The sequence below is a fragment of the Sphingobium vermicomposti genome (assembly GCF_011762025.1).
Lineage (GTDB): Bacteria > Pseudomonadota > Alphaproteobacteria > Sphingomonadales > Sphingomonadaceae > Sphingobium > Sphingobium vermicomposti.
Map to the genome: position 1 here is coordinate 470,542 of NZ_JAASQR010000004.1, position 15,190 is coordinate 485,731.

Genomic DNA, 15,190 nt, shown 5'->3' on the forward strand with positions numbered 1-15,190 from the left:
AGGGACTTTAAGATGCCGATCACGCTGACCATCAAGGGCGCCATCGCCGAAATCCTGTTCGACCATCCCCCGGTCAACGCCTTCGACACCAAGGGGTGGGAATCGATCCCCGCCATGGTCTATGAAGCGGCGGCCAACGAGGATGTGAAAGTCATCCTGATCCGCGCCGAGGGCCGTGGTTTCTGCGGCGGCGTCGACATCAAGGAGATGGCCGCGCATCCCGAGCGCATCGCCAAGCTCAACAAGGATAATTACCTGACCTTCAAGGCGATCCGCGAATGCGCGATCCCGGTGGTCGGCGCGCTCCACGGTTTCGTCATCGGCGGCGGCGTCAATATCGCGGGCGCCTGCGACGCGCTGATCGCGGCGGAAGGGGCCTATTTCTCGCTGCCCGAAATCGATCGCGGCGCGATGGGCGGCGCGGCCTTCATGAGCCGCATGCTGCCGGTACAGATGGTGCGGGCGAACTTCTTTACCGGCGGCCGCATCCCGGTCGAGGACGCCTATCGCCATGGATCGGTGCACAAGGTCGTGCCGCTGGAAAATCTGAAGGACGAGGCCTATGCCTTTTGCGAGATCATCGCGTCCAAGAGCCGGGCGGCGCTGGTCATCGCCAAGCAGGCGCTGAACCTGATCGAGCCGACCGACCCCTCGGCCCATTACCGGATCGAGCAGGGCTTCACGCTCGAAATGTACATGCATGAAGACAGCCAGAAGGCGCGCGACGCCTTTGTGGACAATAAGGGCGCGGCGAAATTCTGATGGACCTGACCTACACCCCCGAGCAGCAGGCGTTCCGCGCCGAAGTGCGCAGCTGGCTCGAAGCCCATGTGCCTAAGCACCCGCTCGAACATTTCGACGCGACGCGCGAGGGCTTCGAAGCGCATCGTGAATGGGAAAAGACGCTCAAGTCGGGCGACTGGGGCATGGTGACATGGCCCAAGGAATATGGCGGGCGCGGCCTCGACCTCATCCAGTGGCTGATCTTCGAGGAAGAATATTATCGCGCCGGGGCGCCGGGCCGCGTCAACCAGAATGGTATTTTCCTGCTGGGGCCAACGCTGATCGAGTTCGGGACGCATGAGCAAAAGCAGCGCTTCCTGCCCAAGATGGCGTCAGGCGAGGAAATCTGGGCGCAGGCCTGGTCCGAGCCGATGGCGGGCTCGGACCTTGCGGGCGTGCGCGCCACCGCGGTGCGGGACGGCGACGACTATATATTGAACGGCCATAAAATCTGGTCGAGCCGCGCGGTGTTCGCCGACTGGGCGTTCGGCCTGTTCCGCGAGCCGGGCAGCGAGCGGCACAAGGGGATGAGCCTCGTCTTCTTCCCGCTCGACGCGCCGGGCGCCACGGTCAATGCGATCAAGAAGATCAACGGCCATGTCGGCTTTGCCGAGATTTTCCTGGAAAATGTCCGTGTCCCCGCCTTCAACCGCCTCGGCGACGAAGGCCAGGGCTGGCATATCTGCATGGCGACGGCGGGTTTCGAGCGCGGGCTGATGCTGCGCTCCCCTGCCCGTTATCAGGTGGCGGCGAAGAAGCTGGCCACGCTGTGGCAGGCCAACAAGGAGACGGCTGACCCCGCGCTGGAGGCCGATGTCGTGCGCGCGCATATGAATGCCGACGCCTATGCGCTCAACATCTACCAGACCGCCTCGCGGCTGATGGCGGGCGCGAAGATCGGGCCGGAAGCATCGACCAACAAGATTTTCTGGTCGGAACTCGACATCCACCTGACCCAGACGGCGCTCAACATATTGGGGCCGCAGGCGGAACTCACCCATGACGCGCCGGATGCTGGTGCCGTCGACTGGATCGACGACTATATCTTCGCGCTCGCCGGCCCCATCTATGCCGGGTCAAACGAGATTCAGCGCAACATCATCGCCGAGCGCATGCTCGGCCTGCCGCGCTAAGGGGGAATAAGACCATGGACTTTACCCTGAGCGACGAACAGTTGATGTTCAGCGAAACGGCTCGGACGCTGTTTGCCGACAGCTGCACGCCCGATCATTGGCGCAAGATGATGGAAGCAGGCGTGGCGCGCGACGATGCGCGCTGGGCCTCCATCGTGGAAACCGGCCTCACGCTGGTGCTGCTGCCCGAAGAAGCGGGCGGCATTGGGCTGGGCGAGACCGACTTTGCCCTGATCGCGCAGGAAGCGGGCTATGTCGCGCTCCCTGAACCGTTGGTGGAAAGCGCAGGGGTCGCTGCGCCGATGCTGGCCGCGCTCGCGCCCGACAGCGAGATGCTGGCCGATCCGAGCGCGACGATTGCGATCCAGCATCCGTCCAATCCCTATGTCGCGAACGCTGACAGCGCCGCCGCAATCATCCTGCATGATGGTGGCGAGGCCTATCTGGTGACGCCTGATCAGGTAACGCTGACGGCGCAGCCCAGCATCGATCCGTTCCGCCGCCTCTTCTCGGTCGAATGGGACAAGGCCAACGCCACGCCCCTGGGCAAGGCAGACTGGGATCTGGCGTTCGACCGCGCGGCCCTGTTCAACGCCGCCTTCGGGCTCGGCTTGGCCCAGCGTTCGGTCGACCTCGCCGTCGACTATGCCAAGGAACGCCAGCAGTTCGGAAAGCCGATCGGCAGCTATCAGGCGGTCAAGCATCACCTCGCCTCCGCCCAGGTCGCCATCGAGTTTGCAAAGCCCGTGGTCGCCGCTGCCGCGGCGGAAATCGGCGCGCGCGACGTGCAGGCCCGCGCCCGCGTCAGCCACGCCAAGCTGGTCGCGCTGGAAGCCGCCGACAAGGCCGCCCGCGCATCGATCCAGGTGCATGGCGCGATGGGCTATAGCTGGGAAGTGGACGTCCATCTGTTCCTGAAGCGCACGGTTGCGCTCACGCAGACATGGGGCACGCCCTCCACACACCGTGCGCGCATCGCCACGCGCATCTTCACCCAGCCCATGGGGCCGGACCAGACCTTTGCCCGGGAACATGAAAATGCCTGAAGCCTATATCATCGACGCCGTCCGCGCCCCCATCGGCCGCAAGAAGGGTGGCCTGGCCGCCGTTCACCCTGCCGACCTCGCCGCCTTCCCGATCGCCGAGCTGATCCGCCGCACCGGCGTGGACGCCAATCTGGTCGATGACGTGGTGTGGGGCTGCAACGACACGATCGGCGGCCAGGCAGGCGACATCGCGCGCACCGCATGGCTGGTCGCGGGCCTGCCCGAACATGTGCCGGGCGTCACCATCGACCGCCAATGCGGGTCCAGCCAGCAGTCGGTCCACTTCGCGGCGCAGGGCGTGATGAGCGGCACGCAGGACATCGTCGTTGCAGGCGGCAGCCAGGCGATGAACCAGATCCCCATCTCCTCGGCCATGCATGTCGGTCCGCAGTTCGGCTTTGACAACGGCCCGTTCCGTGGCTCCAAGGGCTGGGACGCGCGCTATGGCGATGAAGAGATCGACCAGATCCGCTCGGCCGAGATGATCGCCGACAAATGGAACATCAGCCGCGAGGCGATGGAGGAATTTTCGCTCGCCAGCCATCTGCGCGCGCAGGCCGCATGGGACAATGGCTGGTTCGATAATGAAGTCGCCGCCTTTGAAGGGGTGGCACGGGACGAGACGATCCGGCCGACCAGCACGCTGGAGGGCATGGCGAGCCTCAAGCCCGTGCGCGAGGGTGGCAAGATCACGGCGGGCGTCGCGAGCCAGAATTGCGACGGCGCCGCTGCGCTGCTGATCGCGGGCGAGCGCGCGGTCAAGGAATATGGCCTTAAACCCCGGGCGCGCATCCATCATATTTCGGTACGGGCCGCCAATCCGGTGTGGATGCTGACCGGGCCGATCCCGGCGACGCAACATGCGCTGAAAAAAGCAGGCATGACCATCAACGACATCGACCTGTTCGAATGCAACGAAGCCTTCGCCTCGATCCCGATGGCGTGGATGCAGGAACTGGGCGTGCCGCATGAGAAGGTCAATGTGCAGGGCGGAGGCATTGCGCTCGGCCATCCGATCGGGGCTACCGGCGCGCGGTTGATGACGACGCTCTTGAATGCGCTGGAGCGCACCGGCGGTCGCTATGGGCTGCAGACGATGTGCGAAGGCGGCGGTCAGGCCAACGTCACCATCATCGAACGGCTGTAAAAGGGAAGCGCGCGCCATGCCCTGCTACGCCTATCAGGGGATCACGCCCGTCGTCGATCCGACCAGCTACGTCCATCCCCTGGCGTCGCTGATCGGTGACGTGATCGTGGGGCCGGGCTGCTTCATCGCGCCGGGGGCTTCGCTGCGCGGCGACTTTGGGCGGATCATCGTTGAGGGGGACAGCTCGATCCAGGACAGCGTCACCGTCCATGCCAACCAGTTGCGCGACACGATCATCCGCCGGGGGGCGACGATTGCGCACGGGTCGATCATCCATGGCTGCGAGATCGGCGAAAATGCGCTGATCGGCATGAACGCGGTGATCCTGGACAATGCGGTGATCGGCGCGGAAAATCTGGTGGCGGCGCTGACTCTGGTCAAATCGGACATGGCGACGCCCGAACGCAGCCTGGTCGTGGGCAACCCGGCCAAGGTGGTCAAGACGTTCGAGCCGCATCAGGTGACGTGGCGCAACAATGGCGAGGGTGAGTATCAAAAGCTCGCGCGGGCGGCGCTGACCGGGCTGGTCGAGGCGCAGCCGCTGCGTGAAGCCGACGCGGACCGGCAGGCGCAGCGGATCGCATCCGACGCGGTCGCCGTGCGCCTGTCCGGCCAGACGGCGGAGCATCGCGAACGCCAGGCGGCGGAGCGGGAAGCCGGGGCATGAGCAGCGCAACGGCCATTACCAACCTGCTGTATCGCTATGCCGAACTGATGGACGCGGGCGAGTTGGAAGGCGCAGCCGCGTTGTTCGCGCGGGCGCGGATCACGACCGGCGACGGCGCGGTGGTCGAGGGATCAGCGCCGATGCTGGCGCTGTGGCGCGCGCATATCCGTATCCATGACGATGGCACGCCGCGCACCAAGCATGTCATCACCAACCCCATCGTCGAGGTGGACGAGGACGCGGGCACGGCGACCTGCCGCTCCTATTATACCGTGTTTCAGGCAACCCCGGACCTGCCTTTGCAGGCGATCTGCGCGGGCCGCTATCATGACAGCTTCACCTACGTGGACGGGCAATGGCATTTTTCCGGGCGGGATTATTCCCTGCTCGATCTCGTCGGGGACTTGAACCAGCATCTGCTGATCCCCGTCGCAGCGCAATGAAGGAGTAAAGACAGTGGGTATCTGCGAAGGACGTGTTGCGATCGTAACCGGGGCCGGCAATGGGCTGGGCAAGGCCTATGCGCTGGGTCTGGCGGCGGAAGGCTGCAAGGTCGTGGTCAATGACCTGGGCGTAGGCACCCATGGCGAAGCGGGCGAGACCAAGGGCGCGGCCGAGCAGGTGGTCGACGAGATCAAGGCGATGGGGGGTGAGGCCGTCGCCAACACCGACGATGTTGCCGAATGGGAATCGGGCAAGCGCATGGTCGAACAGGCGCTCGACAACTTTGGCGCGCTGCATGCCGTGGTCAACAATGCAGGCTTCGTGCGCGACCGCATGTTCTTTACCTGCAGCCCGGAAGAATGGGATGCGGTGATCCGCGTCCATCTGCGCGGCCATTTCTGCACGAGCCGCCATGCCGCCGAATATTGGCGCGCGCAGAGCAAGGCGGGTAACCCGGTCGACGCGCGCATCATCAACACGACGTCAGGCGCGGGCTTGCAGGGGTCGGTCGGCCAGTCGGCTTATTCCACGGCCAAGGCGGGGATCGCCGGGCTGACATTGGTGCAGGCGGCGGAACTGGGACGGTTGGGCATCACGGCGAACGCCCTTGCCCCCAATGCCCGCACCCGCATGACCAATACCGGCGCGTTCGACATGGACGCCAAGGAAGGCGAGTTCGACCTGTTCGCGCCGGAAAATATGGCGCCGCTGGTCGCCTATCTGGTGTCGGAACAGTCGAAGGGCGTCACCGGCCAGGTGTTCGAATTGAAGGGCGGCCAGGTGTTCCTGTCGCAAGGCTGGACCGACAGCCCCGTATTCGACAAGGGCGCGCGTCTGGAAGCCAATGAGCTGGACGCGATCGTACGCAAGCTGATCGAAACCCGCGAGCCGGCAAAGCCCGTCTACGGAGCCGCCTGACATGGACTTTGCGCTCAGCGACGATCAGCGCGCGATCCAGGAAGCCGCGCGCGACTTCCTGACCGACGCGGCCAACCCGGACGTCATCCGCGCCGCCGTAGAAGGGGCCACGGGCTTTGACGAGGGCCTGTGGCAGGCGCTGGCGGGCGAGATGGGCTTTGCCGGGCTGATGGTGCCGGAGGAATTTGGCGGCCTGGGGCTGGGCGCGGTGGAAATGGCGCTGGTGCTGGAAGAAACGGGTCGGGTGCTGGCGCCCGTGCCTTTCTTTGAAACGGCGGTGCTCGCGGTGCAGGCAGTGCTGGCGGCGGGTAGTGAAGAGCAGAAGGCGAGCCTGCTGCCCCGCCTCGCGTCGGGCACGCGGGCGAGCTTTGCCGGGACCGCGAGCCGCCCGACGTTGCGCGATGGCAGGCTGACCGGCGTTGCGGATTTTGCGACCTTTGCCCATGTCGCCGACCTGATCATCGTCGCCACGGCGGACGACAGCCTGGTCGTGCTGGACGCCGATACGCCGGGCCTGACGATAGAGGCGCTGCCCGCGCTCGACCGGCTGCGGCGCTTTGCCAAGCTGTCCTTCGACTGCGCGGTCGGCCCGGACATGGTGCTGGGCGCGCCCGGCAGCGCCAAGGCGGCGATCGAACGCACGCTGACCATCGGCGCGGGGCTGCTGGCGGCGGAACAGACCGGCGGCATGCAATATAGCCTGGACGCGACGGTCGACTATGCCAAGCAGCGCGTCCAGTTCGGCCGCCTGATCGGGTCGTTCCAGGCGTATAAGCATATGCTGGCTGACATGATGCTGCTGGTCGAAGCCTCCCGCTCGGCGGCCTATTATGCCGCCGCCGCGATTGACGAGAATGGCGACGAGCTGGCGGAGGCCTGCCACATCGCCCGCGCCTATGTGTCGGATGCCTATCGTTCGGTCACGGGCGACGCGATCCAGCTGCATGGCGGCATCGGTTTTACCTGGGAACATCACGCCCACCTCTATTTCAAGCGCGCGCGCGCCAGCGCCAGCTGGCTCGGCACCCCCGACCAGCATCGCGAAGCGCTCGCCCAGATCATCATGAAGGACGCCGCATGACCCCGACCTCTCCTGTGCCCCCCTATCCCACGCCGCTCGGCATGCTCAAGGGCAAGACCGTGGTGGTCACCGCCGCCGCTGGCACCGGCATCGGCTTTGCCGCCGCCAAGCGCGCCGCCGAGGAAGGGGCAAAGCTCCTCATCAGCGATTTTCACGAACGCCGCCTGAATGAAGCGGCTGACCGTATCGCCGACGAGGCCAAGGTCGAACGTCCCGCCACCTTCGTGTGCGACGTCACCAGCGAAGAGGCCGTGCAGGGCCTGCGCGACGCATCATTGGCCGCGCTCGGCAGGGTCGATGTGCTGATCAACAATGCGGGCCTGGGCGGTGAAGCCGACATCGTCGACATGACCGACGAGCAGTGGAACCGCGTGTTCGACGTGACGCTGACCAGCCTGTTCCGCATGACCCGCGCGTTCCTGCCCACCATGTACGCCGCCAAGTCCGGCGTCATGGTCAACAACGCGTCGGTCCTGGGCTGGCGCGCGCAAAAGGGCCAGGCCCATTATGCCGCCGCGAAAGCTGGGGTCATGGCCTTCACCCGCTGCGCCGCGATCGAAGCCGCCGAACATGGCGTGCGCATCAATGCGGTCTCGCCTTCCCTTGCCATGCACCCGTTCCTGGCCAAGGTGACGACCCAGGAAGCACTCGACAAGCTGGTCGAGAAGGAAGCCTTCAAGCGCCCCGCCGAGGTTTGGGAAATCGCCAATGTCATGATGTTCCTGGCGAGCGACCTGTCATCCTACATGACCGGCGAGATCGTCGCGGTCTCCAGCCAGCGGGCCTGATCGCATGGCCGTCATCTTCGAAAATCCCCGCGACCTGCTGGGGCAAGAGGGCAAGACGCTCGACACGTCGGAATGGCTGACGATCGAGCAGGACCGGATCGACGCCTTTGCGGAATGCACCGGCGATCATCAGTGGATCCATGTCGATCCGGTCCGCGCCAAGGACGGTCCCTTCGGCGCGACCATCGCGCATGGTTACCTGACGCTCAGCCTCGTCAACCTGTTCATGCCGCAGATCGTCGAGGTCCGCCGCTTTTCCGCGGGCGTCAATGTGGGCATGGACAAGACCCGCTTCCTCAATCCCGTGATCGTGGGATCGCGCATCCGGGGCGTGGGTGAGATCGTGTCGGCGCAGGAGGTCAAGGGCGGGGCCATTCAGGCGGTGATCCGCGTCACCGTCGAGATCGAGGGTAAGGACAAGCCCGCCTGCGTGGTCGACACCATCAACCGCTATTTCCCCGAAAGCTGATCCATGATCGGCCGCATCCTGTTCGCCAGCGCCTTAGCCGCCCTTATGACCAATCCAGTGGGAGCCAAAACCATGCCCGATCCCGTCAAGATGGAAGCCGCCGTCCACGCCTATGTCGCAGCCTTCGAAGCGGGTAGCGCCGACCAGGTCGCCGCCCTATATGCGCAGGATGCAACGGTGGAAGACCCGATCGGTTCGCCCATCCACAAGGGCCGCGAGGCGGTCCGCGCCTTCTACGCCGAGTCCATGAAGACCGGCGCGAAATTGAAGCTCGAAGGCCCGGTGCGGATTTCGGGCGACTATGCCGTCTTCCCCTTTTCGGTGAACCTGAACTATGAGGGCTCGGCCAAGCGCATCGACGTGATCGACACCTTCCGGTTTAACGACGCCAATGAAGTGACCGAAATGCGCGCCTTTTGGGGCGAAACCAATATGCACGGATTTTAAAGAGCATCGCTGCGCAAAAAACGGTTTTGCGCCAACAACGATGCGGCAACAAGAACAAGGACTACCCACATGCGTGAAGCAGCCATTATCTCCACCGCGCGCACCGGCGTTGGCAAAGCCTATCGCGGCGCGTTCAACGACACCGAAGCGCCGTTCATGTCCTCCCATGTGGTCGACGCCGCGCTGGCGCGCGCGGGCATCGATCCGGCGCGGGTGGACGATGTCTATCTGGGCGTCGCCAACCAGTGGAACACGCAAAGCTACAATGTCGGCCGCCTGACCGTCCACGGTTCGGTCCTGCCCGACACCACCAGCGGCTTTTCGATGGACCGCAAATGTTCGTCGGGCCTCAACGCGCTCGCCTTTGCCGCGCGCGGCATCATCGCCGACGAAATCGACTGCGCGGTTTCGGGCGGCGTGGAGAATGTGTCGCTGACCATCGACAAACATTATCCCGCTTTCCGCAACCGTTCCGAATTCATCAAGGCGCGCGACCCCAACGCCTATATGGCGATGATCGAGACCGCCGAAATCGTCGCCGAACGTTATGGCATCAGCCGCGAAGACCAGGACCGTTTCGCCGCGCAGAGCCAGCAGCGCGCCGCCGCCGCCCAGGAAGCAGGCAAGTTCGACGACGAGATCGTGCCGATCACCGTCACCAAGGCGCTGTTCGACAAGGAAGGCAATGAGACCGGCAAGGAAGAGCTGACCCTGACCAAGGACGAAGGCATCCGCGCGGGCACGACCTATGAAAAGCTGTCCGAGCTGAAGCCCGTGTTCAAGAACGGCACGGTCGTCAAGGAAGGCAAGCATGTCACCGCCGGCAATGCCAGCCAGCTGTCCGATGGCGCGTCGGCACAGGTCGTCATGGACCTGGCCACCGCGCAGAAGGAAGGTTTGCCGGTCCTGGGCGTGTATCGCGGGTTCCAGGTCGCAGGCTGCGGCGCGGACGAAATGGGCATTGGTCCCGTGTTCGCCATCCCCAAGCTGCTGGAGCGCACTGGCCTGAAGATCGACGACATCGGCCTGTGGGAAATCAACGAAGCCTTTGCCAATCAGGCGATCTATTGCCAGCGCACGCTGGGCATCGACCCGGAAAAGCTGAACGTCAATGGCGGCGGCATCGCCATCGGCCACCCCTTTGCCATGACGGGTAGCCGTCTGGTCGGCCATGCCCTGATTGAAGGCAAGCGCCGGGGCGTCAAATATGTCGTCGTGTCCATGTGCGTCGCAGGCGGCATGGGCGCTGCCGGTCTGTTCGAGGTCGCCTGATCCATGCAACTCGCCTTTGCCCCTGAACTGAAAGCCTTTCGGCAAGAGGCCGCAGACTGGCTCAATGCCCAGCTGTCCGGTCCCTTCAAGGCGATCCGTGGCCAGACCAACCAGGTCGACAATGTCGAGCTACGCCGCGCCTGGGAAGCGGCGCTGGGCGAGGCGCGATGGAGCGTCATTGGCTGGCCTGAGCAATGGGGCGGACGCGACGCGTCGATCGCGCAGCAGATCATCTTCGCCGAGGAATATGCCCGCGCCAAGGGGCCGCCGCGCGCGGGCCATCTGGGCGTGGAATTGCTCGGCCCCACGCTGATCGCGATGGGGAATGACGATCAGAAGACGCGATTCCTGCCCGATATTGCGTCGGGCAAGGCGATCTGGTGCCAGGGCTATTCCGAACCGGGCGCGGGGTCCGACCTGGCCAACGTCAAGACCAAGGCTCGCCTTGAAGGCGACAAATATATCATCGACGGGCAGAAGATCTGGACGTCGATGGGGACAATTGCCGATTGGTGCTTTGTCGTCGCGCGCACGGAAGCGGGCAGCGTGGGCAACAAGGGCCTGTCGTTCCTGATGGTGCCGATGGACCAGCCGGGCGTAGACCCCCGGCCCATCCGCCAGATGACTGGCGAGGCGGAGTTTGCCGAAGTCTTTTTCGACGGGGCAGAGGCATTGGCGGTCGACCGGATCGGCGCGGAAGGCGAAGGCTGGAAAGTGGCGATGGCGCTGCTGGGGTTTGAACGTGGCGTTTCGACGCTGGCCCAGCAGATGCATTTCAAGATCGAACTGGACGAAATCATCGCCGCCGCCAAGCGCAACGGCAAGGCGGAAGACCCGATCATCCGGCAGAAGATCGCCCATGCCCATGCGGGGTTGAAGATCATGCGCTATAACGGGCTGCGCATGTTGTCGGACGGCGAAGGCAGCGCGGACCTGTCCGGCGCGGCCTATACCTACAAGCTCTATTGGTCGCGTTGGCATAGCGACCTGGGCGAACTGGCCATGGACGTTCTGGGCCAGGAAGGTGAGATTGGCGCGAGCGAGGAGCGGTTCGACGGACTGCCCAACATGTATCTGATGAGCCGGTCGGATACGATCTATGCTGGCACCGACCAGATTCAGCGCAACATCATCGCCGAACGCGGCCTGGGAATGCCCAGAGAACCCAGAGGGTAAGGACAAGGTCCGGCGGCCCCCAAACAGAGCCGCCGGAACCTTTCGATCAGATGATCTTCAATTCTTGCAGCTCGGCGATGCGCGCTTCGTCATAGCCAAGGTCAGCCAGCACCTCTGCACTATGTTCGCCAAGTAGCGGCGGAGCTGTGCGGATCGTCGCGGGAGATTGCGACATATTGGCGAGCGGGCTGGCGATGAGGTCGACGGAACCAGTCGCCGACCATGGGTGCGGCGTGGTTACGCGCAGGCCCCGGTGCTGGACCTGCGGATCTTCCCAAACTTCAGGCAGCTCATTGTAGCGTGCGGCGGGAATGCTGACGCTATCGAATTTTGCCTGAAGTTCTTCCGAGGAGAAGCCGCGGCTCCATTTGTTGATGATGTCCATCAACTCAAGCCGGTTCAGCTTGCCGCGTTTGTAATTGGTGTCGAAACGTTCGTCCTGAAATAGTTCTGGCTGCCCCATCAGCTGGGTCAGGCGGCGCCAATGTTCTTCGCCGCCAGCGGTCAGATACAACATGCCGTCAGTGGTATGAACGAGATCCGCCGGTCCGCCGCCATTGCCGCCATTGCCCAGGCGCGGCGATGTTACGCCGCTGAGCAGGTAATCCTGCATGATATGGCTGACCATTGCCACCGAACTATCCAGAAGGGCGATATCGATATGCTGTCCTTCACCAGTGTGGTTACGATGTTGCAGCGCCGCCAGGATGGAGATGGCGACATTATGGCCGGTAATGAAATCGACCAGGCTGGGTCCGGCCTTGAGAGGCCCTGATCCCGGCTGGCCATCGGGTATGCCGGTGACCGCCATCATGCCGCCTGTCGCCTGAAACAGCCCGTCATAACCAGGCCGGGCGGCCATGGGGCCGGTTTGGCCAAAGCCGGTCACCGAACAATAGATGAGGCCCGGATTGATCACTTTCAGGCTGTCATAATCCAGCCCGAAGCGTTTGAGATCGCCGACCTTGTAATTTTCGATGAGGACATCGGCGGTCTGCACGAGCTTGCGCAGGATTTCCTGGCCTTCGGGTTTGGAATGATTGAGCGTGATGGAGCGTTTGTTGCGGTTGGCCGCCGCGAAAAAGCCCGCCTGACGGAGGTTCATCCCATCCTTGCCCGGCACTTCGGCCAAGCCATACACCCGGCCATCATCGCCAACGCCCGGACGTTCCACCTTGATCACGTCAGCGCCCAGGTCGCCCAATATCTGCGCCCCAAAGGGGCCTGCGAGCACGCGGGTCATGTCGATGACGCGGATGCCTTCAAGGGCTGCCTTATTCGTGGTCATAGTCGCCTGCTGATCCAGATTGAAATGCGGGATAGTGGCGGCGCTTTACCTATTTTTCTGTCGCAACGCCAGACGAGCGGCCATGAAAGTCGTAGCGATCCGGCATATTTTTTACAGTTTTATGGACCGTGGCGAATTACAGGGTGCCGCGCCAGGTGCTACTGTGTACGATCTGCCCCGCGAAGCCCATAGGCCGCTGCGCGCGAGGCGGCAGGCGCTGGACGCCGGAATAGAGGAGAATGAAGGATGCCGATCGACCCACAGATCGAAGCGATGTTCGCCGGGCAACCGGAATGGCCGCCGATCCGTACCCAGTCGATCCCCGATCTGCGGCAGGCGGTGCGCGCGTCGGCCACCATGCTGCCGCCGCCGCCCGTCACGCTGGCGTCCGTGCATGACCGAACGATCCCCGGTCCCGCCGGTGCGGTGCCGGTGCGCATCTATACACCCGAAGGCAGCGGTCCCTTCCCCGTCACCTGCTATTTTCATGGCGGCGGCTTTGTCGTGGGTGACCTGGACACGCAGGACATGATTGCGCGTGGCCTGGCTGCGGGGGCGGAAACCATCGTGATTTCGGTCGATTACCGCCTTGCGCCGGAACATAAATTCCCCGCCGCACCGGAAGATTGCTGGGCCGCGGTGCAATGGGCCGCCGCCAATGCCGCGTCGATCAATGGCGACGCATCACGGCTGGCGGTGGCGGGCGACAGCGCGGGCGGGGTTCTGGCCAATGCGATGGCGATCCAGGCGATGGAAGAAGGCGGACCCCGGCTAGCGGCAGTCATCAACTGGTATGGTCCGGGCGTCCATCCCCTTCCCGAAGGCGGGTCCATGGCAGAGTTTGAACATGGGCCAGTGCTGCGCGCCGACGATGTGCGCTATTTCCATGAGCTATATATCGAGCGCGCGGAACAGGACGAGGATTATCGCGCCAGCGCGATCAAGGCGAAGAGCCACAGGGGCCTGCCGCCGCACTTCATCGCCACCGCCGAAAACGACCCCGCGCGCGATGCGGTGGAGATGTATGGCCCGGTGCTGAAGGACGCGGGGGTCGAGGTGGAGGCCAAGCGCTATCCCGGCATGATCCATGGCTTTATGTCGTGGGTCGGTTTCCTGCCCGGCGCGCAGGAGGCGATGGCCGACGCCTGCAATTTCCTGAAACGCCGGTTCGCGGCAGTGGGCCGAGCCGGCTGATCCGAAACGCAAAGTGGCGGACGGTCATTCCACCATGCTGAGGTCGGCCCCCTTGGTTTCCCGCGCGGCGACCACGGCGACCAGCGTGATCAGCAGGCCGCCGATCACATAGACCGCCACCGCGCCGGTCCCGCCGGTCAGCTTATAGAGCGACAGGGCGATGATCGGGGCCAGCGAGCCAGCGAAGATCGACGTCGCCTGATAGGCGATGCTGGCCCCGGAATAGCGCAGGCGGGTGGGAAAAAGCTCCGTGATCATGGCGCCCTGGGGCGCATACATGGCTCCATGCGCGACCATGGCGACCGTGACCGCCAGGCCGACGCTCCATGCATTTCCGACGTCCAGCAGGCCAAAGAAGATCGGGAACCATGCCGCGACGCATAGAGCGCCCGCGCCATAGACCCACCGCCGCCCGACACGATCCGACAGCGCCGCGAAGAAGGGCATCGACAGGCATTCCAGCGCGGAGCCGATCAGCACGGCGTTCAGCACCAGCGACCGGTCGCCGCCGCGAATTTCGGTGAGGTAGGTGATGGAGAAGGTGGCGACGACATAATAGCAGATATTTTCGCCAAAGCGCAGGCCGCCGCCGGTCAGCAGCGCGCGGCCCTTACGCCGGACGACTTCGACAGCGGGGAAGCGGACCAGCCCCTCCTTTGCGGCTTCCTGCACGAACACCGCGCTTTCGGCGACTGCGCGCCGCAGCCAGTAGCCGACGGCGACCAGGACGATCGACATGAGGAAGGGGATGCGCCAGCCCCAGGACTGGAAATCATCCTCTGGCAGCAGGGCGGACGATGCGGCGAACACCCCCGCCGCCAACAAATTGCCAGCGGGCGCGCCAACCTGCGGCCAGCTGGTCCAGAAGCCTCGCGTCCGCGCGGGCGCGACTTCCGCGACGATCAGCACCGCGCCGCCCCATTCGCCACCGACGGCGAAGCCCTGCAGCAGGCGCAAGGCGATCAGCAACATCGGTGCCCAGACGCCGATCTGGTCATAGGTGGGCAGCAGGCCGATGGCCGTCGTCGACAGGCCCATGACCAGCAGGCTGATCATCAGCAGCATCTTGCGCCCGATCCGGTCGCCGAAATGCCCGAAGACGATCCCGCCCAGCGGCCGGGCGAGAAAACCCAGCGCATAGGTGGAAAAGGCCAGCAATGTGCCGGTCAACGGTTCAAAGGAGGGAAAGAACAGCCGGTTGAACACCAGCGCCGACGCGACGCCATAGATGAAAAAGTCGAACCATTCGATCGTCGTGCCGATCAGGCTGGCCCCCACCACCGTCCGCAACTGGCGCGCGTCCACCACCGTCTTTGCCTCTGCGTGCATCCTGCCCC

16 protein-coding genes are annotated in these 15,190 nt (G+C 64.3%); 14 read left to right on the top strand and 2 right to left on the bottom strand.

Features of this window, described 5'->3' with window-relative positions; all coding sequences use genetic code 11:
* Positions 1-12: 12 nt before the first annotated feature.
* From FHS54_RS15560 to FHS54_RS15620, 13 genes are all read left to right on the top strand, one after another.
* Complete coding sequence (locus FHS54_RS15560) at positions 13-762, top strand: enoyl-CoA hydratase family protein (RefSeq protein ID WP_167305047.1); 750 nt, start codon at positions 13-15, stop codon at positions 760-762.
* The gene (locus FHS54_RS15565) at positions 762-1,916 is read left to right on the top strand and encodes an acyl-CoA dehydrogenase (protein WP_167305048.1); all 1,155 of its coding nucleotides are present in this window, start codon (positions 762-764) and stop codon (positions 1,914-1,916) included. Before FHS54_RS15560 ends, FHS54_RS15565 begins: the two co-directional genes overlap by 1 nt.
* A gap of 14 nt (positions 1,917-1,930) precedes the next feature.
* Positions 1,931-2,962: an acyl-CoA dehydrogenase family protein gene (locus tag FHS54_RS15570; protein ID WP_167305049.1), complete on the top strand. Its 1,032-nt coding sequence runs from the start codon at positions 1,931-1,933 to the stop codon at positions 2,960-2,962.
* Positions 2,955-4,109: an acetyl-CoA C-acetyltransferase gene (locus FHS54_RS15575; protein ID WP_167305050.1), complete on the top strand. Its 1,155-nt coding sequence runs from the start codon at positions 2,955-2,957 to the stop codon at positions 4,107-4,109. The genes FHS54_RS15570 and FHS54_RS15575 overlap by 8 nt, the downstream gene beginning before the upstream one ends.
* A 16-nt stretch (positions 4,110-4,125) precedes the next feature.
* Positions 4,126-4,776, top strand: a complete 651-nt coding sequence (locus tag FHS54_RS15580; protein ID WP_167305051.1) for a gamma carbonic anhydrase family protein — start codon at positions 4,126-4,128, stop codon at positions 4,774-4,776.
* Entirely contained in the window at positions 4,773-5,219 is a 447-nt protein-coding gene (locus FHS54_RS15585) for a nuclear transport factor 2 family protein (RefSeq protein WP_167305052.1), read from the top strand. The genes FHS54_RS15580 and FHS54_RS15585 overlap by 4 nt, the downstream gene beginning before the upstream one ends.
* A gap of 13 nt (positions 5,220-5,232) precedes the next feature.
* Positions 5,233-6,138: an SDR family oxidoreductase gene (locus FHS54_RS15590; RefSeq protein ID WP_167305053.1), complete on the top strand. Its 906-nt coding sequence runs from the start codon at positions 5,233-5,235 to the stop codon at positions 6,136-6,138.
* 1 nt (position 6,139) lies between these two features.
* Positions 6,140-7,219, top strand: coding sequence for an acyl-CoA dehydrogenase family protein (locus FHS54_RS15595; RefSeq protein WP_167305054.1), 1,080 nt, complete (start codon positions 6,140-6,142; stop codon positions 7,217-7,219).
* Positions 7,216-8,007: an SDR family oxidoreductase gene (locus tag FHS54_RS15600; RefSeq protein ID WP_167305055.1), complete on the top strand. Its 792-nt coding sequence runs from the start codon at positions 7,216-7,218 to the stop codon at positions 8,005-8,007. Before FHS54_RS15595 ends, FHS54_RS15600 begins: the two co-directional genes overlap by 4 nt.
* Before the next feature lie 4 nt (positions 8,008-8,011).
* Positions 8,012-8,476, top strand: coding sequence for a MaoC family dehydratase (locus tag FHS54_RS15605; protein ID WP_167305056.1), 465 nt, complete (start codon positions 8,012-8,014; stop codon positions 8,474-8,476).
* Positions 8,477-8,479: 3 nt separating this feature from the next.
* Entirely contained in the window at positions 8,480-8,923 is a 444-nt protein-coding gene (locus FHS54_RS15610) for a nuclear transport factor 2 family protein (protein WP_243855799.1), read from the top strand.
* 69 nt (positions 8,924-8,992) lie between these two features.
* On the top strand, positions 8,993-10,195 hold the full coding sequence (locus FHS54_RS15615; RefSeq protein WP_167305057.1) for an acetyl-CoA C-acyltransferase: 1,203 nt from the start codon (positions 8,993-8,995) through the stop codon (positions 10,193-10,195).
* Between the two features lie 3 nt (positions 10,196-10,198).
* Positions 10,199-11,371: an acyl-CoA dehydrogenase family protein gene (locus tag FHS54_RS15620; protein ID WP_167305058.1), complete on the top strand. Its 1,173-nt coding sequence runs from the start codon at positions 10,199-10,201 to the stop codon at positions 11,369-11,371.
* Between the two features lie 46 nt (positions 11,372-11,417).
* Here the strand turns inward: FHS54_RS15620 and FHS54_RS15625 are convergent, their stop codons facing one another.
* On the bottom strand, positions 11,418-12,659 hold the full coding sequence (locus FHS54_RS15625; RefSeq protein WP_167305059.1) for a CaiB/BaiF CoA transferase family protein: 1,242 nt from the start codon (positions 12,657-12,659) through the stop codon (positions 11,418-11,420).
* A gap of 246 nt (positions 12,660-12,905) precedes the next feature.
* On the opposite strand from FHS54_RS15625, the gene FHS54_RS15630 reads away from it, so the two are divergent.
* On the top strand, positions 12,906-13,853 hold the full coding sequence (locus FHS54_RS15630) for an alpha/beta hydrolase (protein WP_167305060.1): 948 nt from the start codon (positions 12,906-12,908) through the stop codon (positions 13,851-13,853).
* Between the two features lie 24 nt (positions 13,854-13,877).
* Here the strand turns inward: FHS54_RS15630 and FHS54_RS15635 are convergent, their stop codons facing one another.
* Positions 13,878-15,182 (bottom strand): MFS transporter, encoded by a 1,305-nt coding sequence (locus tag FHS54_RS15635; protein ID WP_167305061.1) that lies wholly within the window; start codon positions 15,180-15,182, stop codon positions 13,878-13,880.
* Positions 15,183-15,190 lie beyond the last annotated feature (8 nt).

What these genes read in the sequence shown, in the direction of transcription:
- FHS54_RS15560 (WP_167305047.1), top strand. Translation starts at nt 13, where the DNA reads ATGCCGATCACGCTGACCATCAAGGGCGCCATCGCCGAAATCCTGTTC.
- FHS54_RS15565 (WP_167305048.1), top strand. Translation starts at nt 762, where the DNA reads ATGGACCTGACCTACACCCCCGAGCAGCAGGCGTTCCGCGCCGAAGTG.
- FHS54_RS15570 (WP_167305049.1), top strand. Translation starts at nt 1,931, where the DNA reads ATGGACTTTACCCTGAGCGACGAACAGTTGATGTTCAGCGAAACGGCT.
- FHS54_RS15575 (WP_167305050.1), top strand. Translation starts at nt 2,955, where the DNA reads ATGCCTGAAGCCTATATCATCGACGCCGTCCGCGCCCCCATCGGCCGC.
- FHS54_RS15580 (WP_167305051.1), top strand. Translation starts at nt 4,126, where the DNA reads ATGCCCTGCTACGCCTATCAGGGGATCACGCCCGTCGTCGATCCGACC.
- FHS54_RS15585 (WP_167305052.1), top strand. Translation starts at nt 4,773, where the DNA reads ATGAGCAGCGCAACGGCCATTACCAACCTGCTGTATCGCTATGCCGAA.
- FHS54_RS15595 (WP_167305054.1), top strand. Translation starts at nt 6,140, where the DNA reads ATGGACTTTGCGCTCAGCGACGATCAGCGCGCGATCCAGGAAGCCGCG.
- FHS54_RS15600 (WP_167305055.1), top strand. Translation starts at nt 7,216, where the DNA reads ATGACCCCGACCTCTCCTGTGCCCCCCTATCCCACGCCGCTCGGCATG.
- FHS54_RS15605 (WP_167305056.1), top strand. Translation starts at nt 8,012, where the DNA reads ATGGCCGTCATCTTCGAAAATCCCCGCGACCTGCTGGGGCAAGAGGGC.
- FHS54_RS15610 (WP_243855799.1), top strand. Translation starts at nt 8,480, where the DNA reads ATGATCGGCCGCATCCTGTTCGCCAGCGCCTTAGCCGCCCTTATGACC.
- FHS54_RS15615 (WP_167305057.1), top strand. Translation starts at nt 8,993, where the DNA reads ATGCGTGAAGCAGCCATTATCTCCACCGCGCGCACCGGCGTTGGCAAA.
- FHS54_RS15620 (WP_167305058.1), top strand. Translation starts at nt 10,199, where the DNA reads ATGCAACTCGCCTTTGCCCCTGAACTGAAAGCCTTTCGGCAAGAGGCC.
- FHS54_RS15625 (WP_167305059.1), bottom strand. Translation starts at nt 12,659, where the DNA reads ATGACCACGAATAAGGCAGCCCTTGAAGGCATCCGCGTCATCGACATG.
- FHS54_RS15630 (WP_167305060.1), top strand. Translation starts at nt 12,906, where the DNA reads ATGCCGATCGACCCACAGATCGAAGCGATGTTCGCCGGGCAACCGGAA.
- FHS54_RS15635 (WP_167305061.1), bottom strand. Translation starts at nt 15,182, where the DNA reads ATGCACGCAGAGGCAAAGACGGTGGTGGACGCGCGCCAGTTGCGGACG.